Annotated in this window: 26 protein-coding genes and 1 tRNA gene; 6 read left to right on the top strand and 21 right to left on the bottom strand. The window is 65.2% G+C overall.

Annotation, left to right across the window (positions count from 1 at the left end):
• Positions 1 to 133: 133 nt before the first annotated feature.
• The 3 genes from DEM26_RS05635 to DEM26_RS05625 form a co-directional block, all read right to left on the bottom strand.
• The gene (locus DEM26_RS05635; protein ID WP_109171899.1) at positions 134 to 1,312 is read right to left on the bottom strand and encodes a DUF6538 domain-containing protein; all 1,179 of its coding nucleotides are present in this window, start codon (positions 1,310 to 1,312) and stop codon (positions 134 to 136) included.
• Positions 1,313 to 1,373: 61 nt separating this feature from the next.
• A tRNA-Thr gene (locus DEM26_RS05630) sits at positions 1,374 to 1,449 on the bottom strand.
• 48 nt (positions 1,450 to 1,497) lie between these two features.
• Positions 1,498 to 3,060, bottom strand: coding sequence for an ABC transporter permease (locus DEM26_RS05625; protein ID WP_088721838.1), 1,563 nt, complete (start codon positions 3,058 to 3,060; stop codon positions 1,498 to 1,500).
• Positions 3,061 to 3,337: 277 nt separating this feature from the next.
• On the opposite strand from DEM26_RS05625, the gene DEM26_RS05620 reads away from it, so the two are divergent.
• Entirely contained in the window at positions 3,338 to 4,213 is an 876-nt protein-coding gene (locus DEM26_RS05620; RefSeq protein ID WP_109171898.1) for a hypothetical protein, read from the top strand.
• A gap of 46 nt (positions 4,214 to 4,259) precedes the next feature.
• On the opposite strand, the gene DEM26_RS05615 is transcribed toward DEM26_RS05620, so the two are convergent.
• Entirely contained in the window at positions 4,260 to 4,511 is a 252-nt protein-coding gene (locus tag DEM26_RS05615; RefSeq protein WP_075774391.1) for a DUF2312 domain-containing protein, read from the bottom strand.
• A 204-nt stretch (positions 4,512 to 4,715) separates the two neighbouring features.
• On the opposite strand from DEM26_RS05615, the gene DEM26_RS05610 reads away from it, so the two are divergent.
• Complete coding sequence (locus DEM26_RS05610; protein WP_075774390.1) at positions 4,716 to 4,931, top strand: hypothetical protein; 216 nt, start codon at positions 4,716 to 4,718, stop codon at positions 4,929 to 4,931.
• Positions 4,932 to 4,958: 27 nt separating this feature from the next.
• On the opposite strand, the gene DEM26_RS05605 is transcribed toward DEM26_RS05610, so the two are convergent.
• The gene (locus DEM26_RS05605; RefSeq protein ID WP_158275086.1) at positions 4,959 to 6,956 is read right to left on the bottom strand and encodes an enoyl-CoA hydratase/isomerase family protein; all 1,998 of its coding nucleotides are present in this window, start codon (positions 6,954 to 6,956) and stop codon (positions 4,959 to 4,961) included.
• A 155-nt stretch (positions 6,957 to 7,111) separates the two neighbouring features.
• Entirely contained in the window at positions 7,112 to 7,450 is a 339-nt protein-coding gene (locus tag DEM26_RS05600; protein ID WP_075774388.1) for a TraR/DksA family transcriptional regulator, read from the bottom strand.
• Positions 7,451 to 7,648: 198 nt separating this feature from the next.
• Here DEM26_RS05600 and DEM26_RS05595 point away from each other — a divergent pair, with 198 nt between their 5' ends.
• Positions 7,649 to 8,074 (top strand): YeeE/YedE family protein, encoded by a 426-nt coding sequence (locus tag DEM26_RS05595; protein ID WP_075774387.1) that lies wholly within the window; start codon positions 7,649 to 7,651, stop codon positions 8,072 to 8,074.
• Positions 8,074 to 8,574, top strand: a complete 501-nt coding sequence (locus DEM26_RS05590; protein WP_233243030.1) for a DUF6691 family protein — start codon at positions 8,074 to 8,076, stop codon at positions 8,572 to 8,574. Before DEM26_RS05595 ends, DEM26_RS05590 begins: the two co-directional genes overlap by 1 nt.
• Before the next feature lie 43 nt (positions 8,575 to 8,617).
• Here the strand turns inward: DEM26_RS05590 and DEM26_RS05585 are convergent, their stop codons facing one another.
• The 6 genes from DEM26_RS05585 to DEM26_RS20325 all read right to left on the bottom strand — a co-directional run bounded on the left by DEM26_RS05585 (position 8,618) and on the right by DEM26_RS20325 (position 15,048).
• Entirely contained in the window at positions 8,618 to 9,841 is a 1,224-nt protein-coding gene (locus tag DEM26_RS05585; protein WP_158275085.1) for a FliM/FliN family flagellar motor switch protein, read from the bottom strand.
• A gap of 89 nt (positions 9,842 to 9,930) precedes the next feature.
• On the bottom strand, positions 9,931 to 12,657 hold the full coding sequence (locus tag DEM26_RS05580; protein WP_075774384.1) for an ATP-binding protein: 2,727 nt from the start codon (positions 12,655 to 12,657) through the stop codon (positions 9,931 to 9,933).
• Position 12,658: 1 nt separating this feature from the next.
• Positions 12,659 to 13,000: a hypothetical protein gene (locus DEM26_RS05575; RefSeq protein ID WP_233243029.1), complete on the bottom strand. Its 342-nt coding sequence runs from the start codon at positions 12,998 to 13,000 to the stop codon at positions 12,659 to 12,661.
• Entirely contained in the window at positions 13,000 to 13,395 is a 396-nt protein-coding gene (locus tag DEM26_RS05570; protein WP_075774383.1) for a response regulator transcription factor, read from the bottom strand. Before DEM26_RS05570 ends, DEM26_RS05575 begins: the two co-directional genes overlap by 1 nt.
• Before the next feature lie 51 nt (positions 13,396 to 13,446).
• Complete coding sequence (locus DEM26_RS05565; RefSeq protein WP_109171895.1) at positions 13,447 to 14,805, bottom strand: helix-turn-helix transcriptional regulator; 1,359 nt, start codon at positions 14,803 to 14,805, stop codon at positions 13,447 to 13,449.
• Positions 14,806 to 14,880: 75 nt separating this feature from the next.
• Complete coding sequence (locus tag DEM26_RS20325; protein WP_157771568.1) at positions 14,881 to 15,048, bottom strand: hypothetical protein; 168 nt, start codon at positions 15,046 to 15,048, stop codon at positions 14,881 to 14,883.
• A 169-nt stretch (positions 15,049 to 15,217) separates the two neighbouring features.
• Here DEM26_RS20325 and DEM26_RS05560 point away from each other — a divergent pair, with 169 nt between their 5' ends.
• On the top strand, positions 15,218 to 16,381 hold the full coding sequence (locus DEM26_RS05560) for a mechanosensitive ion channel family protein (protein WP_109171894.1): 1,164 nt from the start codon (positions 15,218 to 15,220) through the stop codon (positions 16,379 to 16,381).
• A 44-nt stretch (positions 16,382 to 16,425) separates the two neighbouring features.
• Here the strand turns inward: DEM26_RS05560 and DEM26_RS05555 are convergent, their stop codons facing one another.
• The 8 genes from DEM26_RS05555 to DEM26_RS05520 form a co-directional block, all read right to left on the bottom strand.
• Positions 16,426 to 16,890 (bottom strand): hypothetical protein, encoded by a 465-nt coding sequence (locus DEM26_RS05555; RefSeq protein WP_075774380.1) that lies wholly within the window; start codon positions 16,888 to 16,890, stop codon positions 16,426 to 16,428.
• A gap of 108 nt (positions 16,891 to 16,998) precedes the next feature.
• Entirely contained in the window at positions 16,999 to 17,985 is a 987-nt protein-coding gene (locus tag DEM26_RS05550) for an ABC transporter substrate-binding protein (RefSeq protein WP_075774379.1), read from the bottom strand.
• 71 nt (positions 17,986 to 18,056) lie between these two features.
• The gene (locus DEM26_RS05545) at positions 18,057 to 18,905 is read right to left on the bottom strand and encodes an ABC transporter permease (RefSeq protein WP_109171893.1); all 849 of its coding nucleotides are present in this window, start codon (positions 18,903 to 18,905) and stop codon (positions 18,057 to 18,059) included.
• Complete coding sequence (locus DEM26_RS05540) at positions 18,902 to 19,765, bottom strand: ABC transporter permease (protein ID WP_075774377.1); 864 nt, start codon at positions 19,763 to 19,765, stop codon at positions 18,902 to 18,904. The genes DEM26_RS05545 and DEM26_RS05540 overlap by 4 nt, the downstream gene beginning before the upstream one ends.
• A gap of 102 nt (positions 19,766 to 19,867) precedes the next feature.
• Positions 19,868 to 20,656 carry an ABC transporter ATP-binding protein gene (locus tag DEM26_RS05535; protein ID WP_075774376.1) on the bottom strand — a complete coding sequence of 263 codons (789 nt, stop codon included), beginning with the start codon at positions 20,654 to 20,656 and terminating at the stop codon, positions 19,868 to 19,870.
• Complete coding sequence (locus DEM26_RS05530) at positions 20,653 to 21,075, bottom strand: VOC family protein (RefSeq protein ID WP_109171892.1); 423 nt, start codon at positions 21,073 to 21,075, stop codon at positions 20,653 to 20,655. Before DEM26_RS05530 ends, DEM26_RS05535 begins: the two co-directional genes overlap by 4 nt.
• Positions 21,076 to 21,081: 6 nt before the next feature.
• Positions 21,082 to 22,533, bottom strand: a complete 1,452-nt coding sequence (gene hydA / locus DEM26_RS05525; protein ID WP_109171891.1) for a dihydropyrimidinase — start codon at positions 22,531 to 22,533, stop codon at positions 21,082 to 21,084.
• Positions 22,534 to 22,635: 102 nt separating this feature from the next.
• Entirely contained in the window at positions 22,636 to 23,886 is a 1,251-nt protein-coding gene (locus DEM26_RS05520; protein ID WP_075774373.1) for a Zn-dependent hydrolase, read from the bottom strand.
• Between the two features lie 127 nt (positions 23,887 to 24,013).
• On the opposite strand from DEM26_RS05520, the gene DEM26_RS05515 reads away from it, so the two are divergent.
• Positions 24,014 to 24,676, top strand: a complete 663-nt coding sequence (locus tag DEM26_RS05515; protein ID WP_088718964.1) for a TetR/AcrR family transcriptional regulator — start codon at positions 24,014 to 24,016, stop codon at positions 24,674 to 24,676.
• A 4-nt stretch (positions 24,677 to 24,680) separates the two neighbouring features.
• Here the strand turns inward: DEM26_RS05515 and DEM26_RS05510 are convergent, their stop codons facing one another.
• Positions 24,681 to 25,544: a hypothetical protein gene (locus tag DEM26_RS05510; protein ID WP_075774371.1), complete on the bottom strand. Its 864-nt coding sequence runs from the start codon at positions 25,542 to 25,544 to the stop codon at positions 24,681 to 24,683.
• Positions 25,545 to 25,593: the final 49 nt, after the last annotated feature.

Raw genomic sequence — 25,593 nt, 5'->3', positions numbered from 1 at the left:
CTGAGGCGTTGGGCCGATGCGGTGCCTGCAACGGGAAACAAACCCACTCCGCCGGCACCACAGCATCAGTCAAGCCATTGATTAGCCTCAGCTTTGTCTCAAGATAGAGCGAGCGTAGAACATGGCGCTGCAGCTACGAGACATTCCGCATCCATTTGGCGAGAACTTCCAGCGGATAACCGGTCCCGTAACCATGACCGACACCTTCGGTCTGCCAACCTCCGATCTGGTCAACGATGTCGGAAGGACACTCAACCGCACGAAGCCTGTCCCGCATCGAATGACGGAAGCTATGCATCGAACACTTCTTCGGGACGTTTGGCTTCATCCATTTGTTCAGGGCCGCACTTGCTGAGTTCGCATTTGTCCGGTCGTCGCGGTTGTACCTCGGGAAGGCGAACTCGCTGTCTGTGACGCGTTCATGCACTCGCTGTGCTGCCCAAAGGGACATGCCGACAAGAGGCACGATCCGAGCCGATGAGGTTGTTTTCAGCCGTCGCCACGGATGCTCTCGGATGACCACGTGGGGAATGGGATCGTCGAGCTTGAGATCTTCCTTGAGCAACCCTGCAGCTTCGGCAAGCCGCATCCCAGTGTCGGACACCAGTGCGACCAGCCAGCGAAGGTCATCATCAGTCTTTCTGCACTCTGCCTGCAGGGTGTGTATCACGTCGAGCGGAAGTGGTGATCTGTCTTCGACACCAGCGTTCCGGTCGTAGTAGACGTGTCCGAAGGGGTTCTTGATGTCGATGCCGAGTTCACTTGCGGCGAAGTTGACCACCGCTCGGACGGTCCCGAAGATGCGGGTGATGCTACTCCCAGCGAGCTTTCGCTTGATCAGGTCATCGCGGAAAGCGTTGGCATCAGCCTTCTTGTAGTCCGTGATGTCCCGGTCCCCGCAGACGTCGATCACATAGCCACAGGACCGCTCTGCAGCTCTGTGGAAGGTCACTGGCCTCCCCTGCCCCTTGAGACGCAGATAGATGCCAACCGCCTCCGAGAGCTTCACTGTTTCGGCTACTGGCGATGCGGCAGAGAGAGGGACAGTCTCGGCACCGTGCGCCTGAGCCATGCGGAGCATGTGCTTTCCGGGCAAGTCGCTGTCTTTGATCCGCAGATGATACCAATGCTCATCGAGCCGCTGTGCCGCTCTGAGGGCGCGTGAAGTAGCAACGGCGGCAGACCTCGTGCGCAACGAATAGGAGATTTTTCGGGACGTATAGTGGTGCAACAAATCCTTAGGCACACGTCTAACGAAGTAGAAGACGCCGTCTTTGACGAATGAGTGGGGTGCAGCTTTGTTCTCCGCCATGTTCTACGCTCGCTCTATCTTGAGACAAAGCTGAGGCTAATCAATGGCTTGACTGATGCTGTGGTGCCGGCGGAGGGACTCGAACCCCCGACCCCCTGATTACAAATCAGACGCTCTACCAACTGAGCTACGCCGGCGTGACCGGCCCGCAATAGCGCGGCTGAGAAATTCGTGCAAGACGCCGCTCAGCGGGAACGCGCAAGATCTGCGCGCGCCGCATCCGCGCGGGCGAGGATCGCGACGGCGACAAGGCCCACCGCGCAGACCAGAAGCGCGGCGGGGGAGGCATCGCCCAGATTCTCGAGGCTCGCCTTTTCCTGCGTGCGCGTGGCCAGCGTCTCGAAGTTGAACGGGCGCAGCAGCAGCGTCGCGGGCAGCTCCTTCACGCAATCCACGAAGACCAGAAGCAGCGCCGAGCCGACCGACCCGCGCATCAGGGGCAGGTAGAGGCTGCGCAGAACGCCCCCTGGCGTGCGCCCCAGAGACCGCGCGGCCATCGGCAACGAGGGCGGCACGCGCCCGAAGGCGGCGTCGCTCGCGCCTTGGGCGATGGCGAAGAATCGCACGACATAGGCGAGGATGATCGCGAAGGCCGAGCCCGTCAGCAGCAAGCCCGGATCATAGCCGGTCAGCGCCAGTACGGTGTCGGCCAGCGCATGATCGAGACCGGCGAGCGGCATCAGGATGCCGACCGCCAGCACAGCCCCCGGCGCGGCATAGCCGAGTGTCGTCAGCGGCAGCACGGCACGCGGCAGGCGCTGCCCCGAGAGGCGCACCCCATAGACCATGAACAGCGCGAGCGTCACAGTGATCGCAGCGGCCGCGCCCCCGGTCAGGATTGTGTGCCATAGCGCGAGCCCGAGCCCCCGGCCGAACCACGCCTCGGGATTGGCGAGCGCATGCCCGCCCATCACTGCGACCGGCAGCACGAAGCCCAAAGCGACCGGGAGCACGCAGGCTAGCGTCGCCACCCAGCCAGCCGCACCCTTCAGGCGCTGCGCCTGAACCGGACGGGCCTGACGCGCGCTTTGGTAATACTGGACACGACGGCGCGAGAGTTTCTCGACCATAAGGAGCGCGAGCACGATCCCGAGGATCACTAGCGCGAGCTGCGCCGCCCCGCCTGCATTGCCGCCCGAAAGCCATGTCGAGAAGATGCCCGTGGTCAGGGTCTGCACGCCGAAATGATCCACGACGCCGAAATCCGCCACCGTCTCCATCATGGCGATCGCGGCCCCTGCGGCGATGGCTGGACGGGCGAGCGGCAGGCCTACGCGCCAGACCAGCCCCCACGGCCCGGTGCCGAGCGCGCGGGCGACCTCGTAGCTGGCGCCGGATTGCTCGCGCAGGGCCGCACGGGTGATCAAATAGATATAGGGGTACAGCGCGGCAGACAGCACGACGACCGCCGCCTCGCGCGAGCGGATTTCGGGAAACCAGTAATCGCGCGCCGAGGCCCAGCCGAAAGCGCCGCGCATGGCGGTCTGCACCGGGCCGGAATAGTCGAGGAAATCGGTGAGGGCGTAGGCTCCGACATAGGCCGGGATCGCGAGCGGCAGCAGGAGCAACCATTGCAATATGCGATGCCCCGGGAAGCGATACATCACCACGAGCCACGCGGCCCCCGCCCCGATGGCGGATGCCAGAAGCCCCACGCCGCCCGTCAGCACTGCCGTGTTGATCAGGTAGCGCGGCAGCACGGTCGCGATCAGATGCGGCCAGATATTGTCGCGCGGATCGAGCGCCATCCATCCAACCGCCAGGATCGGCGCAAGCACCAGCACCGCAATCACTACGGCCCCGACCGACCACAGCCCACCAGCCGGATGCAAGCGCCCGCGCGATGCAGAGATGGGGCGGGCCGGGAGGGATGGGGCGGATTTTGGCACGGGCTTTCCCGATCAGTTTTGTCGGAATTGTCCCGACCTCCTACCCCGAAACGGGTTTGCCTGTCCAGAACGGAGCGGCTAGAGTGAGCGCCAACAATAAGGGCTTGACCCGGCAGACGATATTGAGGCGCGCAGAATGAAAGTCGTTTTCCATCTCGGAGCGCATTCGACCGATGAAGATCGTATCGTTGGCGCGCTTTCGAGCAATGATCGGCTTCTCGAATCTCATCGCATCGCCGTGCCCGCGCCCCGCAGCTACCGAATGGTTCTGCGCGATGCGCTGGTCTCTTTGAAAGGCGGACCGGCCCCGCAGGAAGTGCAGGACGCGATCATCGAGGCGAGCACCGACGCGCCGGTCCTCGACCGGCTGGTGTTCAGCCACGCATTCTTCCTCTGCATCCCCGAGCGGGTGATCACCAAGCGCGGGTTCTACGCGATGGCGCCGAGCAAGCTCGGGCCGCTGGCGAACCTGTTTCCCGACGCGGAGACCGAGTTCCACCTCGCGCTGATCAACCCCGCGAGCCTGATCCCGCAACTGGTCGCGCGGCTACCCAAGCGCAACTACGAGCAGATCATGGAAGGCCACGACCCGCGCGAGCTGCGCTGGGAGCCGCTCATCCGACAGATGGTGGAGGCCGCGGGCGGCCGGCGCTTCGTGATCTGGTGCAACGAGGACCTGCCGCTGATCTGGCCCGAGGTGCTGCGCTCTGTCGGCGGGCTGCCGGAGGACCAGGCGCTCAAGGGCGACATGATGGTCCTGCGCCAGATCATGCCCGAAGAGGGGATCGAACGGCTGCGGAGCTATTTCGACGCGAACCCGCCGAAATCGGTGCTGCATCGGCGCAAGATCGTGGCGGCGTTTCTCGACAAATACGCCAAGCCCGAAGCGCTCGAGATCGAGGCGCCGCTGCCGGGCTGGACCGATGAACTGGTCGAGGAAATCACCGCGCAATACGACGCCGACGTCGCCGCGATCGCGCGGATGCCCGGTGTGGAATTCATCGCGCCCTGAGCACAGGGCGGGTCGCGCCGGACCATCGCCCGGCGCGCGGTGGCGCTCAGCCCATCCCCAGCGCGGATTTGTAGAGGTCGAGAATCGCTTCTTCCTCGGCCACGTCGTCCTTGTCGCGTTTGCGCAGGGCGACGATCTTCTTCAGCACCTTGGTGTCGTAGCCGCGGGCCTTGGCCTCGGACATGATGTCCTTCTGCTGCTCGGCGATGTCTTTCTTCTCGGCTTCGAGGCTCTCGAACTGTTCGATGAACTGGCGCAGTTCGTCTGCGGCGACATTGTAGGCGGCATCGTTGGGCATGGGCCTCTCCTGCTTGCGATCGGGGGTCGGCGCTCTGACTAGCCCGAGCGTCTGCGCGCATCAAGAGGCGGCGCGCGCGGATCGGCGGGTTCCGCAAGCCGATTTTTCCTGTGCGATTTCCCGCGATCACACAGGCGCCCGCGTTTTTCTTGCCATACCCCCCGCGACGGGCTAGGCAGGCGCGCGCAACTTTCGGAGGCCGCAATGGAAAATCTGATCTGGGCAGGGGCCGTCGTCTCGGTGATCGGGCTGTTCGGCATCCTCTATTGCATCGTCAAAGTGGCGAGCGCCAAACGCGCGGGCCTGCCCGATGAGGAACTGCGCGCACGGCTGCAAAAGATCATTGCGATCAATATGGGCGCGCTGTTCGTGTCGGTGATCGGGCTGATGATGGTGGTGCTAGGCATCTTCCTCGGCTGAGGCGCCCCGTCCGACGGGCGCCTCACCTCAAGCGTCGTCGAGATCGGCGAAGCACTTCCCGTTACGGATCAACACATCCCACAGCGTGACCGGCTCGGGGGCGCCCTCTTCGACGAGTTCGCGCAGCAGCTTGCGCGTGGCGAGAAGCCCGGCGCGGTCGGCGGCGAACATCACCCCGCCCATCTGTGGCGCAAAGCCCAGCACGTGGCGCGCCGCGACGTCGATATCGCCGGCCCGATGCGCCTGCGCGTGCTGCAACAGCTCCGCGCCGCAATTGGCAAGCTCGGCCAATATCCGGGCGCGGATGCGCGCATTCGACAGGCGACGCGGCACGATCCCCGCCTCGTCGCGCAACGCTGCCAGCGCCTCTGCCTGATCGGGCACCGGGCGTGGCGAGCTCTCGCTCCAATCGTAGAAGCCCTTTTGCCCCGCGCCTTTCGCCGCGGCATCGAGCGCGAGCAAACTCAACAGCGGACCGAATGGACGGTGGAGCCGCGCGAAATCCTCTAGCACGGCGTCGATGCCCAGCCGGTCGGTCAGTTCAAGCGGCGGACGCGCGCCGCCTGCCTCGCGGATCGCGGCATCGACCTGCGCGACCGAAGCCCCTGCGAGCACCGCCCGCTCTGCCGCGGCGATATAGGCCAGGCGCAGATGATCGGCGATACCGCCTATGCCTGGACCGCCGCGCAGAACCTGCATTCCGCCCTGCCGCATCAACCCTGCCATCGCGTAGAGATCGGCAGGCAGCGCGCCGTCGGGCGGCACGATTTCGCACAGATCGCCGGTGCGGCGCAGCCCGAATTCCTCCGCGCCTTCGGGCAGATCCTCGGCATTGCGCGCGCTGAGCGGCGCGGCCGGGAAAGCCCCCGTCCCCGTCGCGATGATCGCATCCGACCCAGATAGTCCCTCGCGGGTCATCGCCGCGCCAAGCCGCGCCCAATCGGCCTCGCGGATATCGGGCGACAAGCTGCCGCTCTGCACCGCGATTTCCTGCTTGCGCGCGATATCGGCGAAGGCGGTCTCGATCGCGGCGGGATCGGTTGCCCCGAACACCACCTCGTGCCTGGCGGCGAGCAAGCCCCCCGCCATCCCGGCGGGCTGATCCCACAGACCGATCCGCAACGGCGGCGGTGCGGTGGGATGCCCTTCACCGGGCAGATGAGCGGCGCGGCGCGTGACCCGAGCGGCGTGACGCAAGGCTCGTGACAGCGGCGCGTCGAGCAAATCCTGCAACGCCACCGCCTCGACATCGAGCGCCTCGTCGAGCGGCAGCAAAAGCGCCCCCTCGACCACCTCGAAAAGCCGCGCACCCACTGGCGCGAGCGGCCCCTTCCCCAGCTGCGCACGCAGCGGCGCGAGATCGTTTAGATAGGCCGCGGGATCGTCCAGCGCGGTATCGGTGCGCGGCACGCCCTCGGCGATTAGCATATCGAGCGCGGCGGCGATCTGGCTGCGATCGGTCGCGCCCAGCACGAGGTCGCATTGGCCCTGCGCCCGGGCGGGCTCAGCCTCTACCTCTTCTCCGGCAGCCACGATCGCGAGCGCTCGCGCGCCACCGATCCGCCGCGCGAGCCGCACGAGACCGCCCGCGCCGACGAAGCCGCCAAGCGCGAATTCCGGTGCCGCGAAACAGGTATCGGGATCGGCGATGCGCAGATCGGCGGCCTGCGCCAGCGCCATCGCACCGCCCGCGATCCGGCCGGAGAGCCGCGCCAGCACAGGCAGGTCGAGCGCTCCGAGCCGACGACACAGCTCCGACAGGCTCGGCACCGCGTCGCCCTTCCCGGCGCGCGGCGAGATTTCGTCGAAATCCTCCAGCGGATCGGGCGCGCAGGGCCAGCCCGACGCCCCACCCTGCAAAACCAGACCGCGAAGGCTGCCGTCGCCCGCGACCCGGTCCAGCACACCGCCGATCGCCTGGCGCATCTCGGCGGTGATACCCGCCCGCGCGCCCTGATCGTCAAGCGCTGCAAGCGTCAGCCAAGCCAGCCCGTCCTGTGTACGGAATTTAACCCGTTTTGCCATCGTCCCCCACTTGTGACGGGACATCCCGCGCGATGCGCCGCCGCGCGAAGTTTAAAGCGAAGCAGGTTCAAAACAAAAGGGAAAACGCGCATTCCCACAGGGGAGGTGCAGGGGCATCGAGCTCTCCCTGCACCGTCCAAAGAATGCGCTTCACGTTACTGGCGGGGTGCCTTTGCGCCCGGCGCGTGCTCGCGGCAGAACGGCGTCGCAGGCAGCAGATCAAGCCGCGCTTCGTCGATACGCTCGCCGCAGGTGACGCAATAGCCGTATTCGCCCGCTTCGATCCGGGCCAGGGCCGCGTCGATCGCGCGCATCTCGGACTGCGCCGACTGGCCGAGGTCTTCGAGGACCTCGTCGCTCTCATGCTCGATCGCGGCGTCGTCCCAATCCTTTTCCTCGTGCCCCTCAAGTTCGGATTCGACCTGTGCCATCCGCTCCGAGAGTTGGGCCCGCCGGGCTTCGAGTTCGTTCTTGCGCGTTTCAGTTGACTTCATCCTGTCCTCCTTGATCGATACAACCAGCTAATCGGGCAAGCGTTCCTTCGCTTTGACGCAAATCAACCGGTCGCATTCACGCACATATGCAGATATCAACGTGCTTGCGCCCTCGCGGGCGCGAGGGCTAGCATCCGGACCGTGACGGGTTCCGGACGGAGAGCCCGTTCGATCCGAAATGGAGCACGGGGAGAGCTCATGCATCAAGATTGGATTTGGGGCCTCGTCGGGGGCCTTATGATCGGCGCCGGCGCCGGCCTGTTTCTGCTGGTCAACGGCCGGATCATGGGCGCGAGCGGCATCGTCGGCGGGCTCGTCGATGGGTCGGGCCGCGAAACCGTGTCTGAACGCGTAGCCTTCCTCGGCGGGCTGATCGCGGTGCCGCCGCTGCTCGTGCCGCTCTACAAGACGGTCGACACCCATATGACGACATCGGTCTGGGTCATCGTCGCGGCGGGCCTGATGGTGGGTCTTGGCACGCGGATCGCGAACGGCTGCACCTCGGGCCACGGCGTCTGCGGGATCTCGCGATTTTCGCTGCGCGGCATCGTCGCCACCGCCTTCTACCTGCTGGGAGGCGCGCTGGTCCTCGTGATCTTCCGGCATTTTCTGGGAGTGATCTGATGCGCAACGTCTTCGCGTTCCTGTCGGGCGGGTTGTTCGGCGCGGGTCTCCTCGTGGCGGGCATGGTCGACACGGAAAAGGTGCAGGGCTGGCTCGACGTGTTCGGCGACTGGGACCCGACGCTGGCCTTCGTGATGGGCGGCGCGGTGAGCGTGATGGCCTTCGTCTGGATCTTCGCGAAGCGGCGCGAAACCTCGATGCTGGGCTCGCCGATGCCGGGGCCGTTCCCGCGGCTGGTGGACCGCAACCTCGTGCTCGGCTCGCTCCTGTTCGGCGCGGGTTGGGGCCTTGCCGGGCTGTGCCCCGGCCCCGCGATGGGCTCGCTCTCCTTCAATGGCTGGGAAGGCTGGCTGTTCCTGATCGCCATGGGGGTCGGCATGGCGCTGGCGCCACGGGCGAAAATCTGGCTGAGCATGCTGGACCGCAGCACGCTGGAGGTGCCGCCCTGCGAGAACGGGACCAACGAGACGCCCACACCCCCGGCGGCGCGTGGCGCGTAAAGCTACACCGCGCTTCCGTCGGCAGCTTTCGAGGCGCCTGTGGTCACAGGCCCGACTGAATCTTCAGCGGTGTTAGCTCCTCCTCGTCTTGCGATGGCGCGAGCGTGTCGAGATCGAGCGGCTCGCCGAAATCCATATCCGGGGTAAGCCCGACCAAGCCGCGCGGCTCCGGGGCGTGAACGGCGTGCCCCCCCTCTTCCGCGTCGTAAGCAGGATCGAGCGGGTCGCCGAGGCGGGACAGGCCGGGCAGATCGTCCGGGGTCGGCGCCTCCGCATAGGGTGACACTCCGGCATCGAACGCCCCCACCCCTTGCGCGCCAGCAGCCCCCGCGGCTTCCGCGTCACACAGCCTCAGCGCCCGCATGCCGTGGCTTTGCCCAAGCCGCGCGAGCGAGAGCTTGCGCCGCCCCTCCGCCTCGAGCGCGATCCGCTCCAGAGCGTCTTGCGGGATCGGAATCTCGGAACCCTGACGCAGCGTGAGCACGGCGGACAGCGGCAAGGTCACACGGTGCAGGACCGCTTCAAGCTGCGCGGAAGCCGCAAGGATGGAGCGTTCGAACGTCGCGGACCAGTCGCGCGCGGGGTCGTCGGGGACGAAAGCGGCCTTCGGGCTCGCAGTTCCCTTCGCATCCTCCCACGTCGCCGGGGCCACGCGGCGCATTGCGGCGCCCCGCCCTTCGCGCGGAACCGCCCAGAGGAAACCGCCGCTGCGTTCGCCCGTCGCGCCGAAGCTGAGCTCTGCCGTCCAGACACGATAGCTGACATCTTCCAGCAGCAAGCCGAGCGGACGGGGGTCGTCGAGATGCGAGGCGAAGCGGAAGCCCCCGGCCCATGAAATAGCCGGCTCGCTGATCAGGGCCTCCTCGATCTCGGCCAGCACCGCATCGACGAAATCGGCGGCGATCGCAGCATCGATCCGGGTGGGTTTCCGCGGGGCGGGGATGGTCTTGCCGAACCGCCCCATCGTCTGCATCTCGATCAGCGTCGCCAAAGTGGCGGGCGGAAGGGCGAGGACGCCGAGCGCCTCCGCCGGCCCTTCGATCACCGCAAGCAGTGACAGGTCTTCGAGCATCTCCGGCAAATCGGCGAGCGACCGCATCACCTCTTCGATCGCAGTGACTTGCAACGGTAGATCAAGCCTGTCCTGCGCGACCTTGGACAGCGCGAGCGTCACCGCACGGGCAGGCGTGATCGGGGCCGTGCCCGCACCCGTCTTCGCCGCCTCGGTCTTACGCCGCAGCACCGATGTCTCGCGCTCGTGAACCATGACCTCCATCCGCCCGCTTTCGGGGTCTCTCTCCCAGCTTTGGCAGGTCGAGGTTTACAAACCGTTTCAAATGCTACGGCGATCGCGTCTTAGCGTGAAAGCGTTGCGCTCTCGGAAGCCTCGTCGGAGGGTGCGCGCAGATCACTGCGCCGGAGTGGCAGGGTGATGCGGAACGCGGCCCCGCCCTGCCCCGGCACATAGTCGATCGTGCCGCCCAGATTGGACATGATCTCGCGGCAAATCGCGAGCCCGAGCCCCGCGCTACCGGCGCGGCTTTGGTCGGTCAAGCGGGCGAATTTCTCGAAGATCAGCTTTTGGCTCTTTTTCGGAATCCCCGCGCCGTTGTCGATGAAATCGATCTGCACCCGCTTGCCGCGGCGCTTCACCTCGATCCGCAGCACCGCCTTCTCGGCATCGCAATATTTCCGCGCGTTCGAGATCAGGTTGATCATGACCTGAACCAACCGGTCGGCATCGGTGAAGATCGGCATATGCTCGGTCGGGAAATCGCGCTCGATGCGGAATGTCCGTTCGGGCCGCGTCGAGGAGGCCGATTGCACCGCGCGGTTGATCAGGTCGTGCAGATTGGCGACCGAGACATTGAGCTGCGCGCGACGGTTTTCCAGCACGGACAGGTCGAGCAGATCATCCAGCAGACGCGTCAGGCGGCGCGCTTCTTCATGGATGATCTCGGCATATTGTGCGCGCATCGAATCCGGCAGATCGGGCTCCATCAGAATCTCGGAAAACGCCCGGATCGAAGTCATGGGCGTGCGCAGCTCGTGGCTGATCTGGCTGAGGAAGCTGTCCTTCTGCACCGACAGATCCTGCAGCTTGTCATTGGCCTCGCGCAGCGCACGCGCAACCCGGGCCAGCTCCTCGGATTTCGCCTCTAGCCGCGCGGTGTATTCCTTCGCTTCCGCCGTCTCGCCCGCCACCGCGATCAGATCTTGCATCGACACGGAGGTGCCCCCGGTGAGCTGCGCGATCATCGCATGCGCCGTCGAGGCACCGACCGAGCCTGCCAGCTTCCGCTCCAGTCGGGCGAGGAAATCGGGCGTGGTGTCGGGCAGGAACCCGGCCTTGCCCTGCCCCGCCGCCTGCGCCTGAAAGAAATGTTGCGCAGGCTCGGCGCCCAGAATGCGCTGCGACATCGACAGCAGGTCCTCGGCCTCGGCACCGCCTTGCACCCAGGATCGCGCGGCGGGGCTCTGGTCGTAGATATTGACAAACGCCACGCCCTGCAGCCGCTCCATCGGGCCGGGGAAGGACAGCATCGAGAAGATCAGGAAGGCCAGCGTGTTGAACAGCAGAGACCAGAACAGCGCATGCAGCAGCGGGTCGAGCCCCGCGATCCCGAACAAAGCATGCGGGCGCAGCCATTCGAACCCGAAGAGGCCGTGATCGAGAACGATCTGCGGTATCAGCCCGGCATCGCCCACCGACGGCAGGAACAGTGTATAGGCCCAGAGCGCGAAGCCGATCACCAGCCCCGCCGCCGCGCCAACATGGGTCGCGCCGCGCCAGAAGATGCCGCCGATCAACGCTGGCAAAACCTGCGCCGCACCGACGAATGCGATCAAGCCAATCGCCGCCAGCGCCTCTGAGCCCCCCGACATCCGGTAATAGGCATAGCCCATCGCGAGCACCGCGATGATCGACACCCGGCGCGAGGCTAGAACCAGACCGCGCACATCGCCTTGGGCGCGCGGCCCTTCCCGGCGCAGCGCGAGCCAAAGCGGCGTCACGATATGGTTCGAGACCATTGTCGCGAGCGCAATCGCCGCGACGATCACCATCGACGTGGCCGAGGAAAACCCACCCAAGAAGGCCAGCAGCGCCAGCTTCCCCTGCCCTTCGGACAGCGGCAGCGTGAGGACGAACAGATCGGGGTTCGCGCCCTCGGGCATACGCTCCAGCCCCATCACCGCGATCGGCACGACGAAGAGGCTCATCAGCATCAGATAGGCCGGAAAGGCCCAGCTTGCGGTGGCGAGGTGCCGCTCGTCCACGTTCTCCACGACCAGCACCTGAAACATACGCGGCAAGGTCAGGATCGCGGCGGCGGAGACGAAGGTCAGACCAGCGAAGCGCCCCGGGTTGAGATTCCACTCCGCGATTTTCGACGCGTCGATCCGGGCGAGCATATCCATCGGCCCGCCGCCCAGGCCCCAGACGACGAAAACGCCCACCGCGACCAGCGCGACCAGCTTCACCACCGCCTCCAGCGCGATGGCGGTGACGACGCCATGGTGACGCTCGTTCGCATCGAGGTTTCGGGTGCCGAAGAGAATTGTGAAGATCGCAAGCCCGCCCGCGATCCACAGCGCCGTCGCCCCCTGATCGGGCAATGCCCAGCCCTCGGGCGTCCCGGCGGCGAATACGCCGAAGCTCAGCGTCACCGATTGCAGCTGCAGCGCGATGTAAGGCGTGGCGGCGGCGACCGACATCAGCGTAACGATGACGCCCAGCGTGTTCGATTTCCCGTAGCGGCTGGAAATCAGGTCCGCGATCGAAGTCACGCGATGGGTGCGCCCGATCCGCACGAGCTTGCGCAACACCCACCACCAGCCGACGAAGACAAGCGTCGGGCCGAGGTAGATGGTCAGGAATTCCAGCCCAGAGCGCGCCGCGTAGCCGACCGCGCCGTAGAACGTCCATGCGGTACAGTAGATCGAGAGCGAGAGCGTGTAGATCACCGGCGAGCGCAGAAAGCGCAGACGGCGGCGCTCTGCACGGCGTTCCGCGACAAAGGCCACCGAGAAGAGCACGATCACATAGGTCAGGCAGACCGCGACGAGATTATTGAAGGGCATCTCAGCCCTCCGGCGGCGGCGCGTCCGGCGCGCGGCGTGTGGAGGCGGCGTCCATCCGGTCGTCGTCCGCGTTGGCCGTGCCTTCGGCAACATCCTCTGCATCGAGCACCGGGCCAAGCCCGCGGGCGATCGCGAAGGCCGCGACGATCAGGGCGATCCAGACCCCAAACAGGTAGAGCCCTCCACGACCGGTATCGGGCATCGGGGTCTGCGCCGGATGCCACAGGCCCGGGATGAGGATCAGCACGAGCCCGACGAGCGGCAACAACCGCGCCGCATCCATCAGGCGGCGGCGGCGATAGGAACGGCGGGCAAGAAAGAGCGGCTGGCCCGTCTGCGGCATCAGGCGGGCTCCCGGCGCGCCGCGCCCCCGCCGGTGATCGCCTCGAGCTGATCGAGCACGTCGCCATTGGCAAAAGGTTTGGCGAGGAAGGCCGTCGCCCCGGCGCGGGTCGCGGCATCGCGGTCGCGTCCCTGCCCGCGCGCGCTGAGCATCAGAACCGGCAGATCACGCAGCGCGGCATCCGCGCGCATATCGGCAAGGATTTCGAGACCGGACCGCCCCGGCAACATCAGGTCGAGGATGATTGCATCTGGCGGATCGCCGGTGATGCGCGCCATTGCCCGCGCGCCGTCTTCGAGCACCGACACCGTCCAGCCGGCACGCGTCAGGATGAACCGGATCGCTTCCGCGATATGCGGCTCGTCCTCGATCAACAGCACCTGTCTTTGCGCCATAGCCATCCCCCTCACCCGACTATCGCCACCGTGTCGCGCCCTGTCAAACCCTCACGCCCGCTCCGCCGATGCATCCGCGACGATCGAGGGCTCGCGCCGCCCCGGACAGTCGCCACGCGGGCAAATACGGCACGACGCACCGATCGGGCGCGCCGGGGCATCGGAGCTCTGCGGCGGCGCGGGCAGGATCAGCATCGTCGCGCGCATCAGCACGGGTCCGTCGAAGCCGGTCGGGCGCGGTTCGGAGACGGCATATGTCAGGAAGCGTTGCGGCAGCCGCCCGGCCATGTCGACCAGCGCCCGGATCGGCTGCATCGGACGCGCGAGCGCCTCGTAGAGCGGCCAGAGGGGACAGGCGGCGGCGAAGCGCGGCAACAGGAAGCCGGGCGCTGCGCGGCGGAAGGTCAGCGTGCCCGAGCCGTCACAGATCACGAGCCCCGGCTGCCCCAAGCCCGGCGCGCCCGCCGGCAGCGCCGCGAGCCGCCGCAACACCTGCGCGAGCGGCACCGCGAAGCGCGCGGCCAAGCCCCCCGGATCGGGCCCGAGCTCGGCCAGCGCCGCCAGCAGCGGATCGAGCGGCAGCGCACGCGCATCCTCCGCCTGCCGCCGCAGATGGTTGCGCGCCAATTCCCGAGCCGCCGCGGAGGCCAATTCCGGCGCGCCCGCGATCAGCTCGGCCGGATCGGTCCCGTCCCCCTCGAGTTCCGGGAAATGCCAGCCACGCGCCTCGAGCCACGCCTCCACCTGTTCCTGCGGCGAGGACAGACCGGTCTCGGCGGTTTCCATCTCGTCGAGATAGCCGACCAAGGCCTCCGCCGTCCCCGAAAGGCGCAGGCTTTCCTCCTGGATCGTGTTGAGAAACCGCGCGCGCCATTCCGGCTCGATATCCTCGGTCTCGACAAGGATCGCAGCGGTAGAGCGCAGCGACGTCACAGCCGAGAGCACCTCGTGGAGCGAGGTCAGCAGGAACGGGTCCTGGGCCATGCGCTCTGCATAGGTCTCGACGACGCGCTCCAATTCGGCCAGCCGCGCCTGACGGTTCACCAGAAGCGCGGCCCAGGCGGGAAAGCGGCCCACGAATTCCTCGATCCGGTCGAGGTCGGGCGCAAGCTGGCTGACAGTCGCGGCGCCGCCAGCCTCGCCGGCCTCGGCCTGCTCCACCGACGCCGCCGCCTCGCGCAGCCCTGCGAACAGCGCCCCTTCCGCCCCCTCGCCCAGCGTGACCGGATCAATGCCCATCGCGCTCGCGATCCGCTCGATCAAGGCATCGCTGACGCGGCGGCGGTTGTGCTCGATCAGGTTGAGATAGGCGGCGGAAATTCCGGCGGCCCGCGCGAGGTCAGCCTGTTTCAAACCGAGCGAAGTGCGCCGCTCGCGAATGCGGGTGCCAGTGAGTGCGGAACGGGCCATGTGCGATACTCCTGCCCTCGCTTTTACAGGCAAGTGCAGGAGAAGAAAATCATTTTACAGTGTTTTACACGCCACTCAGCAGGTTCCCACGCCCGACGGGGCGACCGTGGCCATACCGGACATCCCCGCGACGCCCGGCTCGCATTCCCCGATGTCGCGCTCAAGCTGCGTACAGCCCGCGAAGGCGACCAGCGCGAATAGGGCCGCAAGCTGCGCGATGGTTGCAGAAAAGCGATGTCTCATAGCTTCCTCCAGTGCTCGAAACGGGATGTTTTCCCGAATGTCATTCTACATTCCCGCCTTTCGGCCTCGATGATCTGCGTCAATGTCCAAGCCGATTTGACAGCGCAGATCGAAGCGCCATCATCAATGCGGCAACGCAGCAAAAAGGCGTGGCATTGCGGAGACGCGGATGGAGCCCGATACGATCGAGACCGAACTGGCCAGCGCCATCGATACGGCGCAGAAATTCCTGCCGGACTGGGCGGTGGCGCTGATCACCTATGTCGCGGCGGCGCTGCTCGCTCTGCTGCTGTTCCGGGTGGTGTTCACGGCGCTCAATCGTGCGGTGGCCGACCGCGATCTGTTCTGGCGCTCGCTGATGGCGCGCGGCGCGCGACCGATGCGGCTGATACTGCTGATCGTGGCACTCGGCCTCGCGAACGGGGTCGCCCCGGCCGGCGCTGCGGTCACCAGTGCAATCACGCATATCCTGTTGGTCGCGCTGATCCTCTGTCTGGCATGGATTGCCTATACCGCACTCTACATCTGGACGACGATCCATCTGCGGCGCTTCAAGCTCGACGCGGAAGACAACCTGCTGGCGCGCAAGCACGTCACCCAGACCCGCATCCTGATGCGCGTGGCCAAGGTTATGATCGTGATCATCGCGGTCGCCACGGCGCTGATGACTTTCCCCGCCGTACGCCAATATGGCGTGTCGCTCCTCGCGGCGGGTGGCGCGGCGGGCCTTGTGGTAGGCCTTGCGCTGCAACCGGTACTGAAGAACCTCTTCGCTGGCATCCAGCTTGCCCTGACCCAACCGATCCGGATCGACGACGCGCTGATCGTCGAAGGCGAATGGGGCAATGTGGAGGAAATCACGTCCACCTATGTCGTCATCCGCGTCTGGGATTGGCGGCGGCTGGTGGTGCCGCTGAGCTATTTCATCGAACAGCCGTTCCAGAACTGGACCCGCGAAAGCGCAGAACTGATCGGCACCGTGATGATCTACCTCGATCACACGGCCGACATCGCCGCCATCCGCGCGAAAGCCGAAGAGATTGCCCGCGCCGATCCATTGTGGGACGGCAAGGTCTTCGCGCTGCAAGTCACCGATTTTCGCGAGCGGGTAATGGAAGTGCGTATCCTCGCCTCCGCCCGCAACGGTCCGCGCACCTTCGATCTGCGCTGCCATATCCGCGAGGAGTTGGTGGCGTGGATTCAAGCCGAGATGCCGCACGCCCTGCCCCGAACCCGGGCCGATCTGTCCCCGGCCGAAGCTGCATTCCTCGGGGAGCCCGCAGGTGAGGCGTCCTCGGCTGACGCGCCACCAAGTGACGCGCCCTCTCCCTGAACAGGTTTCTCAAGCGCCTTCCTTCGAGTCCACGTGTCTCCGCGCTAATCGAACGCGTCGAAATGCGCCCCGTAATTCACCGCGCGGTTGGAACATTTGTCCATCGCATCGACGAGCCATTGGCGATCCGGTACGGGCCTGCCAACCAGATGACGTCCCAGCGCATCTTCCCCCTTCGCGATATTGCCTGCGACGTCGCCGCTGAATTCCAACAACCGTTCCAGCCAGAAATCCTGCGCCTCTCCGACATAGCCACCGCTTCCCCCGCCCGAGAGTCCCCGCACCACCGCGAGGCAATAGGCCGCCTCGATCGGCTGGGTGGGCGTATCGAAGAGATAGCTCGGCGGGGCCGCGAACTGGCTTTTCCATGCGAGGTAGAACAGCGCGCCCGCGAACCCGATCACGAAGATCGAGTAGAGCGCCGTCAGGGCCGGGTGCGTGCGCTGCTGGCGCTTGCGAGCCCGGGCGCGAGCCCTCGCACGTTGCGCGGTGATTGATCGATCGGCCATGCGACTGCCTCCTGCCGCCCACCAAAGCCGATTCCCCTTAAGAAACCGCGAACATGGAAAAGCCCTCCGGCGCACCGGAGGGCTTCGTCATCAGCAACAGGGCCGCGTTTATTCGAGGCCAGCCTTGTCGGTCACGTCATGGGTCCAGGCGCCTTCCGGCTTCTTGGTGATAACCGGGTCCGAGCCGCCCGACATCAGAACATCGACGGTGCGATCGTAATCCGCGGGATCGAGCGTGCCGTTCGAGCCTGCGGTCAACTTCGAGACCTCTTTCATCATGCCCAGCTGGTGCTCCATCGTCTGCGCACCGGTCTCGTCATTGTCGAGCACGATCTGCGCGGCTTCCTCCGGATGCGCCTCGGCGTATTTCCAGCCTTCCATCGAGGCCTTCACGAATTTCGCCATCTTGTCGACGAAGGCCGGGTCCTTGAGGTTGTCTTCGAGAACGTAGAGGCCGTCCTCGAGCGTCGCCACGCCCTCGTCTTCGTATTTGAAGGTGACGAGCTGGTCCGGCTGGATCCCGGCTTCGAGCACCTGCAGATACTCGTTATAGGTCATGGTCGAGATACAGGCCGCCTGTTTTTGCAGCAGCGGATCGACGTTGAAGCCCTGCTTGAGAACGGTCACGCCATCGTCGCCACCCTCTGTGGAGATGCCCAGATGGTTCATCCAGCTCAGGAACGGATATTCGTTCCCGAAGAACCAGACGCCCAAAGTATGACCCGGGAAGTCCTCGGGGGTCTTGATGCCACTTTCCTTCAGGCAGGTCAGCATCATGCCTGACTTCTTGAAGGGCTGGGCGATATTCACCAGCGGCAGCCCCTTCTCGCGCGCGGCCAGCGCCGCCGGCATCCAGTCGACGATGACATCGGCGCCGCCGCCGGCGATCACCTGCTCGGGGCCGATATCGGGGCCGCCCGGCTTGATGGTCACGTTGAGACCCGCATCGTCGTAGAAGCCCTTGTCCTGCGCGACATAGTAGCCTGCGAACTGGGCCTGCGTGACCCATTTGAGCTGCAGCGTCACGTCCTCGTTGGCCCAGGCGGCCCCCGCCATGGTGAGGCTAGCCGCCACCCCTGCGATCAGTTTCTTCATCTTTCACTCCACTGTTGGCCCCGGATCTTTACGCCCGGGATTTTGGGTTTTTCTCAGGCTCTTCCTTGCCCTTACGTCCGGGCCCGTTGCGACGGGTGCCAGAAAGTCACCAGCTTCTCGATCAGGGCGACAAGCCCATAGAAGCCCGAGCCCGCGAGGGCCGCAACGGTAATTTCCGACCACACGAGCGGCAGATCAAGCTGCCCCACCGCGGTCGAGATGCGAAACCCCATTCCTTTCGTCGGGCTGCCGAAAAATTCGGCAACGATCGCACCGATCAAAGCCAGTGTCGTTGCGATCTTCAACCCGTTGAAGAGAAAGGGCATCGCCGCAGGCAGGCGCATCTTGAAAAGCCCCTGCCAATAGCTTGCGGAATAGGTCGCCATCAGGTCGCGCTGCAGCGCATTCGTGGCCGCCAGCCCCGCCACCATGTTCACGAGGACGGGGAAGAAGACCATGACCACGACGACCGCCGCTTTGGACTGCCAGTCGAAGCCGAACCACATCACGAGGATCGGCGCGATCCCGACGATCGGCAGGGCCGCGACGAAGTTCCCGATCGGCAGAAGCCCGCGTTGCAGGAAGGGCGAGCGGTCGATCAGGATCGCCACAACCACGGCGGCACCACAGCCGATGACATAGCCCGACAGCGCGCCTTTCAGGATGGTCTGCACGAAATCCTCGCGCAGCACCGCAGTCGAGGCCATCAGGCTCGCTGCGATCTGGCTCGGGGCGGGCAGGATCACCGGGCTGATATTCAGACCTCGAACCAGACCTTCCCACAGAAGCAGGAGGGTGATGCCGAACAAGGCCGGGATCAGGAAACGCGCCCAACGCTCCGAGCCATGATAGCGGGCAAGCCAGGTGTTGAGCGCCCAGGCCGCCAGCCAGAAGACGATTGCGAAAATAAGCCAGCTCATTGCACCATCCCCATCCGCTTGAGCGTGATCTGTTCGATGATGCCGACCACCACCACGAGGATCGCAGCCAGCGCCGCAGCCGCGAACAGAGCGGACCAGATCTGCACCGTCTGCCCGTAATAGCTGCCCGACAGAAGCCGCGCGCCAAGCCCTCGGGTCGCGCCCGCCGGCAGTTCGGCCACGATCGTGCCGACGAGGCTCGCCGCCACGCCCACTTTCAGCGAGGCGAAGAGGTAAGGCATCGACGACGGCAACCGCAGCTTCCAGAAGGTTGCGCCCTGGCTCGCATTATAGGTCTTCAGCAGGTCGAGTTGCATGTGATCGGGCGCGCGCAGTCCCTTCACCATGCCGACGAGCACGGGGAAGAAACTGAGATATGCCGCGATGATCGCCTTGGGCAGAAGCCCCGTTACCCCGAGGCTCGCCAGCACCACGATCACCATCGGCGCAATGGCGAGGATCGGGATCGTCTGGCTCGCGATCGCCCAGGGCATGACGCTCAGGTCCATCGCGCGGCTATGGGTTATCCCCACCGCCAGCAGAATGCCCAGACCGGTGCCGAGTGCGAAGCCCGCAAGCGTCGCCGACAGCGTGATCCAGCCGTGGAAGACGAGGCTCCGCTTGGAGGTAATCTTCTGCCCGGCCACGCCTTCCCAAAGGCCGACAGCCACCTGATGCGGGGCGGGCAGCACGGGACGTTTCTGGGTCAGCGTGTCGGTGACAAGCTCGGAGAACGTGACCTCTTCTCCGGCCCGTGCGGCCTGGTCGTAGGTCCATTGCGAATTCATCCAGACGGTCGCGGCGTACCAAAGCAGCAGGATCGCGGCCAGAACCGTCAGAACGGGTGCCACCATTTTCATGAGACCGCCCTCCCCGTCGGCTTGGCCGAAATATCCTCGGGGAGTGAATGGCGCAGCCTGAGGAGGGCAGACAGCCCCCCTTCCGGGGTCGGGGTCATAGCGTCATTCATCATAGGCATGCCCCGCTCGCAGCCCTTCGCGCACCCGGTGTGCGATATGCAGGAATTCCTCGCTGTCGCGGATATCGAGCGGGCGTGGGCCGTTCGGCAGCGTGCTCTCGATCACCTCGTGGATGCGACCCGGACGGGGCGACATCACCACGATCTTGGTCGACAGATAGACCGCTTCCGGGATCGAGTGGGTCACGAACCCGATCGTCTTGTTCGTGGCCGACCAGAGCTTGAGAAGCTCCTCGTTGAGCTTGTCGCGCACGATCTCGTCCAGCGCGCCGAAAGGTTCGTCCATCAGCAGGATCTCGGCGTCGAAGGCCAGCGCCCGCGCGATCGAGGCGCGCTGCTGCATCCCCCCCGAAAGCTGCCATGGGAACTTCTTCCCGAAGCCTTCGAGATCCACCAGAGAGAGCACTTTTTCAACGCGCTCTTGCTGCTGCGCCTTGGAATAGCCCATGATTTCCAGCGGAAGTTTCACATTTCCCGCAATCGTGCGCCAAGGGTAAAGCCCGGCCGCCTGGAACACGTAGCCGTAGCTACGCGCCTTGCGGGCTTCCTCGGGCGAGATTCCGTTCACGGTCAGCGCCCCGCCCGTGGGCGTTTCCAGCGCCGCGATGCAGCGCAGGAAGGTGGTCTTGCCGCAGCCCGAGGGGCCGATGAAGCTCACGAATTCGCCCTTCTCGATATCGAGATCGATATCCTTGAGCGCGTGAACCGGACCGTCATTGGTCTGGAAGGTCAGGTCGAGCCCGCGGGCCTGAATTACCGGTGCGTCCGTCATCCGCGCCTCCACAGGGTTTTGTCCGCGATCTCGACGCTATTTCCCGCCGGGTCGCGCAGATAGATCGATCGCGCCCCGTTCGGCCAATAGAAGTCGGCCTCAATCTCCACGTTGTTGTCCCTCAAATGTCGTTCCCATTCGTTGAGTTGTTCCGCGTCCGCCGCGAGGCATACATGCCCGGGTCCGACCGCACCATGCGGGGGGACCGGCAGCGCCGCCTCGGGATCGGGTGGCTCCCGCGTGGCCTGAGCGATGAAGGTCAGGATCACGCTGTCGCCACAGCGAAAAAAGACATGTCGCCCGTCTCGACGGGGTATCCGATCAAGCCCCAGCAGCCCGCCGTAGAAGGCTTCGGTCTTGTCGAGATCCTCGACATAGACCGCAGCCTCCAAGACGCCGGAACTGACCGGGGCCGCCATAGCGCCTTATACCCCGGTCGCCGGGATACCGCTGCGCTCCACAGGACGCGGCGCGGTGAGCTCTTTCCAGGTGGACAGAGCCTTGGTCACCGGCATGCCCGGATCGCGGGCGACGAATTCGCCGTGGCCCTCGGGCGTGTGGATCTTGCCATCCGCCCAGGCGACGACACCGCGGCTGAGCGTGTAGCGTGGCAGGCCCTTGACCTTCTTACCTTCGAACACGTTGTAATCGATGGCGGATTGCTGGGTCGCGGCCGAGATCGTCTTGGTCGCCTCCGGATCCCAGACTACGAGGTCGGCATCTGCGCCGACGAGAACTGCGCCCTTCTTCGGATAGACGTTGAGGATCTTCGCGATATTGGTCGAGGTGACGGCCACGAATTCGTTCATCGTGATCCGGCCGGTCTCGACCCCATAGGTCCAGAGCATCGGCATCCGGTCTTCCAGACCGCCGGTGCCATTCGGGATCTTGGTGAAATCGCCCACGCCATAGCGCTTCTGCTCGGTCGAGAAGGCGCAGTGATCGGTCGCCACGACCGAGAGCGAGCCCGAGGCGAGACCGGCCCAGAGGCTGTCCTGATGCTGCTTGTTGCGGAAGGGCGGCGACATCACGCGGCGCGCGGCGTGATCCCAGTCCTTGTCGAAATACTCGGACTCGTCGAGCGTGAGGTGCTGGATCAGCGGCTCGCCCCAGACGCGCTTGCCCTGCATCTTGGCGCGGCGGATCGCTTCGTGGCTTTCCTCGCAGGAGGTGTGCACGACATAGAGCGGCACGCCTGCCATATCGGCGATCATGATCGCGCGGTTGGTGGCCTCGCCCTCGACCTGCGGCGGGCGCGAATAGGCGTGTCCCTCGGGGCCGTTATTCCCTTCGGCCAGCAGCTTCGCAGACAGTTCGGCCACGACGTCGCCGTTCTCGGCATGAACCAACGGGATCGCCCCCAGCTCGGCGCAGCGCTTGAAGCTCGAATAAAGCTCGTCATCGTTCACCATCAGCGCGCCCTTATAGGCCATGAAGTGCTTGAAGGTATTGATGCCGCGCTCAGTGACCTGCTTCATCTCGTTGAAGACCTGCTCGCTCCACCAGGTGATCGCCATGTGGAAAGAATAGTCGCAATGCGCGCGCGTCGATTTGTTGTCCCAGCGCTTGAGCGCTTCCAGCAGGCCCTCGCCCGGTGCGGGCAGCGCGAAATCGACGACCATCGTGGTGCCGCCGGCCAGCGCGGCGCGGGTACCGCTCTCGAAATCGTCGCTCGAATAGGTGCCCATGAAGGGCATCTCCAGGTGGGTATGCGGATCGATCCCGCCCGGCATCACATAGCAGCCGGTCGCGTCGATCTCTTCGTCGCCTTTCAGGTTCGGGCCGATCTCGATGATCTTGCCGCTGTCGATCAGCACATCCGCCTTATAGGTCAGATCCGCGGTGACGATGGTTCCGTTCTTGATGACTTTGGTCATGTTTTACCTCCCACGAAGGTCTTCCGCCTTCGATTATTTCAAGTATTCCGGGGGCTGGGCGCGCGAGCGCCTCAGGGGGCCGCGCCCCCTGCTCCGCCCGTCTCAGCTTACGATTTCCGCGGTTTCCAGCACGGCGTGGAACAGCACATCGGCACCCGCGCTCGCCCAGTCCTTGGAGATATCCTCGGCCTCGTTATGGCTCAGCCCGTCGACGCAGGGGCACATCACCATCGCCGTCGGCGCGACCGCGTTGATCCAGCAGGCATCGTGGCCCGCGCCCGAAATGATGTCGCGATGCGAATAGCCCAGACGCTCGGCTGCGCTGCGCACGGCGCTCACGCAGGTCGGATCGAACGTGACCGGGTCGAACCCGCCGGTCTTCTCGAACTCCACCTCAAGGCCCATCTCGTCGCAGATTTTCTTCGCTCCCTCGCGCAGTCGCTTTTCCATGTCCTGGATCACACTCAGATCGGGCGAGCGGAAATCGACGGTGAACACGGCTTTGCCCGGGATCACGTTACGCGAATTCGGGTAGATGTCGATATGGCCCGCGGCGCCCACCGCGTGGGGCTTGTGCGACCAGGCGATCTCGTCGACCAGTTCCAGCACGCGCGCCATTCCGAGACCCGCATTCTTGCGCATCGGCATCGGGGTGGAGCCGGTATGCGCGTCCTTACCCGTGATCGTCACTTGGGTCCAGCTGAGGCCCTGCCCATGCGTGACGACGCCGATATCCTTACCCTCTGCCTCGAGGATCGGGCCCTGCTCGATATGCAGTTCGAACATCGCATGCATCTTGCGCGCACCGACCTCTTCGTCGCCGACCCAGCCGATGCGTTTCAGTTCGTCGCCGAACTTCTTGCCTTCCGCGTCCTCGCGATCGTAAGCCCAGTCCTGCGTGTGAACGCCCGCGAAAACGCCCGAGGCCAGCATCGCCGGGGCGAAGCGCGTGCCCTCTTCGTTGGTCCAGTTGGTCACGACGATCGGGTGCTTGGTCTTAATGCCCAGATCGTTCATCGAGCGCACCGCCTCCAGCGCGCCGAGCACACCGAGGACGCCGTCGTACTTACCGCCCGTGGGCTGCGTGTCGAGGTGGCTGCCCATGTAGACCGGCAGCGCATCGGGGTCTTCGCCTGCGCGGGTGGCGAACATGTTGCCCATCGTGTCGACGCCCATCGTCATGCCGGCCTCTTCGCACCATTTCTGGAACAGTGCGCGGCCTTCGGCATCCGCATCGGTAAGGGTTTGGCGATTATTGCCCCCGGCGACGCCGGGACCGATCTTGGCCATCTCCATGAGACTGTCCCAAAGGCGATCGGGATTGATGCGGAGGTTTTCTCCGGGTGCTGACATTTCATTACTCCCTGTCGGCTGCGTGGGGGTTATCCCCTCTTGCGACGAATCTTTTTCTGACCGTATGGTCAGGTTGAGTGGGCCACGGTCTGACCATTCGGTCAACAAAAATCAGGACGCAGTTCGAATGAAAGATGATGAGAGCGGCAAGCGCTCAAAAAATGGGCAAGCGAGCCGCGGCAGTCGGGCCGAGGCCCGGCGCGCTACCGAAGAGTCGATCCTGAAAGCTGCCGAGCGGGTCTTCGCGGAGGCCGGATTCGGCGGCGCCACGATGCAACTGATCGCGGATGTGGCGGGGCTGCCGAAAGCCAATCTCCATTACTATTTCGAGACGAAGGAATCGCTCTATCGCCGGGTCGTAGAGCGCATTTTCAACATCTGGCTGGAAGCGGCGGATGTGTTCGACGCGGCAAGCGGCCCCGCCGAGGGGATCGGTGCCTATATCGACGCCAAAATGGAGATTTCGCGCAATCACCCGAACGGCTCGAAGGTCTGGGCGTCGGAGGTGATGCATGGCGCGCCGGTCATTCAGGACTACCTCGAGACCACGCTCCGCGACTGGACCGAGGGCCGCGCGGTCATCATCGAGCGCTGGATTGCGGAAGGCAAAATGGCCAAGGTCGATCCCCATCACCTTCTCTACATGCTCTGGGCCACCACCCAGCACTATGCCGATTTCTCGCATCAGATCGAGACGTTGAACGGCGGCGCCCCGCTGAGCGACGCTCAGTGGGAAGACGCGAAGACCTGCGTGAAAAGCATCGTGTTGCGCGGGATCGGCGTGAGCTGATCGCTCAGTTCGCTGCCGGATCGGCGGTGATATCCGGCGCGCCGACGGGTGCCGCGTTGGAGCTCGCCGGTGCGGGCGATTGCGAAGCCCCCTCCGACGCATCCGGCGCATTTGCGTCTGGCGCGGCTGGCAGCGTCTCGGTCTCGACCGGGCGCATCGGTGCACCGGCCACGCCTGCGGGCAGATGCGTCTTGGGCAGTTTCGAGCCCAGCAGCTCCTTCCCGTCCGAGATCGGCTCGACCGGGTCGGCTTCGAGTCCCACCGCCTCCGCGCCGGTATCCGAACAAATGTAAATCGCGCCACCGACGACGACCGCGGTGGCCGCAAGAGCGGGCGCCGAGGCTCCGGCCAGCACGCCGAGGCCCGCATCGCGCAGCTTCTTTTGCAGGTTGCCGGCCTGATCCGACACGATCATACCGCCGATTTTTTTGCCCAGAACCTTGCTCGCCGCGTCGCCCACGGCGCTTTCGGCCTCGTCGCGCAGATCGCCGGCGGCCTTTGCAGTCCCCTTGAGGCGCTCGCAAATGCTTTTCGACGGCTTGCGGCAGAGCCCGTAGGCGTCGCGCTCACCGCGGTCGTAGCCCAGATAGGTCTCGGCCTCCTTGTCCCATTGCAGGCAGAACGGGGCGCGGCTTTTGTCGTCCATTTCGGGCGTCAGCGCCCGCAGCGTGACCAGTGCCGGGCAGGTTACCTCCCCCTTCTCGCCGAAGAGTTTTTCCCGCAGCGAGCGGCTTTCCTTCAGCGCCGCATTGTCCGCGTCGTAAACGTAGGAATAGGTCTTGCCGCGAATGGAAGTTTCACACGGCACCAGTTCGGCCATGGCCGGCAGCGGGCATATCAGGGCGAGAACAAAGGTCAGGCGCAGCATCGCGAGTCTCCGGGCATCGCTGCGCACCATAGCTCACCCCCGCGCCGCG

It is taken from the genome of Thioclava sp. NG1 (assembly GCF_003122275.1).
Lineage (GTDB): Bacteria > Pseudomonadota > Alphaproteobacteria > Rhodobacterales > Rhodobacteraceae > Thioclava > Thioclava nitratireducens.
The sequence above is the reverse complement of the archived record's forward strand: the minus strand, read 5'-3'. Positions and strand labels throughout refer to the sequence as shown.

Excerpts from the sequence above, each read along its gene's own strand:
- DEM26_RS05635 (WP_109171899.1), bottom strand. The coding sequence starts at position 1,312 with ATGGCGGAGAACAAAGCTGCACCCCACTCATTCGTCAAAGACGGCGTC.
- DEM26_RS05625 (WP_088721838.1), bottom strand. The coding sequence starts at position 3,060 with ATGGCGCTCGATCCGCGCGACAATATCTGGCCGCATCTGATCGCGACC.
- DEM26_RS05620 (WP_109171898.1), top strand. The coding sequence starts at position 3,338 with ATGAAAGTCGTTTTCCATCTCGGAGCGCATTCGACCGATGAAGATCGT.
- DEM26_RS05615 (WP_075774391.1), bottom strand. The coding sequence starts at position 4,511 with ATGCCCAACGATGCCGCCTACAATGTCGCCGCAGACGAACTGCGCCAG.
- DEM26_RS05610 (WP_075774390.1), top strand. The coding sequence starts at position 4,716 with ATGGAAAATCTGATCTGGGCAGGGGCCGTCGTCTCGGTGATCGGGCTG.
- DEM26_RS05605 (WP_158275086.1), bottom strand. The coding sequence starts at position 6,956 with ATGGCAAAACGGGTTAAATTCCGTACACAGGACGGGCTGGCTTGGCTG.
- DEM26_RS05600 (WP_075774388.1), bottom strand. The coding sequence starts at position 7,450 with ATGAAGTCAACTGAAACGCGCAAGAACGAACTCGAAGCCCGGCGGGCC.
- DEM26_RS05595 (WP_075774387.1), top strand. The coding sequence starts at position 7,649 with ATGCATCAAGATTGGATTTGGGGCCTCGTCGGGGGCCTTATGATCGGC.
- DEM26_RS05590 (WP_233243030.1), top strand. The coding sequence starts at position 8,074 with ATGCGCAACGTCTTCGCGTTCCTGTCGGGCGGGTTGTTCGGCGCGGGT.
- DEM26_RS05585 (WP_158275085.1), bottom strand. The coding sequence starts at position 9,841 with ATGGTTCACGAGCGCGAGACATCGGTGCTGCGGCGTAAGACCGAGGCG.
- DEM26_RS05580 (WP_075774384.1), bottom strand. The coding sequence starts at position 12,657 with ATGCCCTTCAATAATCTCGTCGCGGTCTGCCTGACCTATGTGATCGTG.
- DEM26_RS05575 (WP_233243029.1), bottom strand. The coding sequence starts at position 13,000 with ATGCCGCAGACGGGCCAGCCGCTCTTTCTTGCCCGCCGTTCCTATCGC.
- DEM26_RS05570 (WP_075774383.1), bottom strand. The coding sequence starts at position 13,395 with ATGGCGCAAAGACAGGTGCTGTTGATCGAGGACGAGCCGCATATCGCG.
- DEM26_RS05565 (WP_109171895.1), bottom strand. The coding sequence starts at position 14,805 with ATGGCCCGTTCCGCACTCACTGGCACCCGCATTCGCGAGCGGCGCACT.
- DEM26_RS20325 (WP_157771568.1), bottom strand. The coding sequence starts at position 15,048 with ATGAGACATCGCTTTTCTGCAACCATCGCGCAGCTTGCGGCCCTATTC.
- DEM26_RS05560 (WP_109171894.1), top strand. The coding sequence starts at position 15,218 with ATGGAGCCCGATACGATCGAGACCGAACTGGCCAGCGCCATCGATACG.
- DEM26_RS05555 (WP_075774380.1), bottom strand. The coding sequence starts at position 16,890 with ATGGCCGATCGATCAATCACCGCGCAACGTGCGAGGGCTCGCGCCCGG.
- DEM26_RS05550 (WP_075774379.1), bottom strand. The coding sequence starts at position 17,985 with ATGAAGAAACTGATCGCAGGGGTGGCGGCTAGCCTCACCATGGCGGGG.
- DEM26_RS05545 (WP_109171893.1), bottom strand. The coding sequence starts at position 18,905 with ATGAGCTGGCTTATTTTCGCAATCGTCTTCTGGCTGGCGGCCTGGGCG.
- DEM26_RS05540 (WP_075774377.1), bottom strand. The coding sequence starts at position 19,765 with ATGAAAATGGTGGCACCCGTTCTGACGGTTCTGGCCGCGATCCTGCTG.
- DEM26_RS05535 (WP_075774376.1), bottom strand. The coding sequence starts at position 20,656 with ATGACGGACGCACCGGTAATTCAGGCCCGCGGGCTCGACCTGACCTTC.
- DEM26_RS05530 (WP_109171892.1), bottom strand. The coding sequence starts at position 21,075 with ATGGCGGCCCCGGTCAGTTCCGGCGTCTTGGAGGCTGCGGTCTATGTC.
- hydA (WP_109171891.1), bottom strand. The coding sequence starts at position 22,533 with ATGACCAAAGTCATCAAGAACGGAACCATCGTCACCGCGGATCTGACC.
- DEM26_RS05520 (WP_075774373.1), bottom strand. The coding sequence starts at position 23,886 with ATGTCAGCACCCGGAGAAAACCTCCGCATCAATCCCGATCGCCTTTGG.
- DEM26_RS05515 (WP_088718964.1), top strand. The coding sequence starts at position 24,014 with ATGAAAGATGATGAGAGCGGCAAGCGCTCAAAAAATGGGCAAGCGAGC.
- DEM26_RS05510 (WP_075774371.1), bottom strand. The coding sequence starts at position 25,544 with ATGCTGCGCCTGACCTTTGTTCTCGCCCTGATATGCCCGCTGCCGGCC.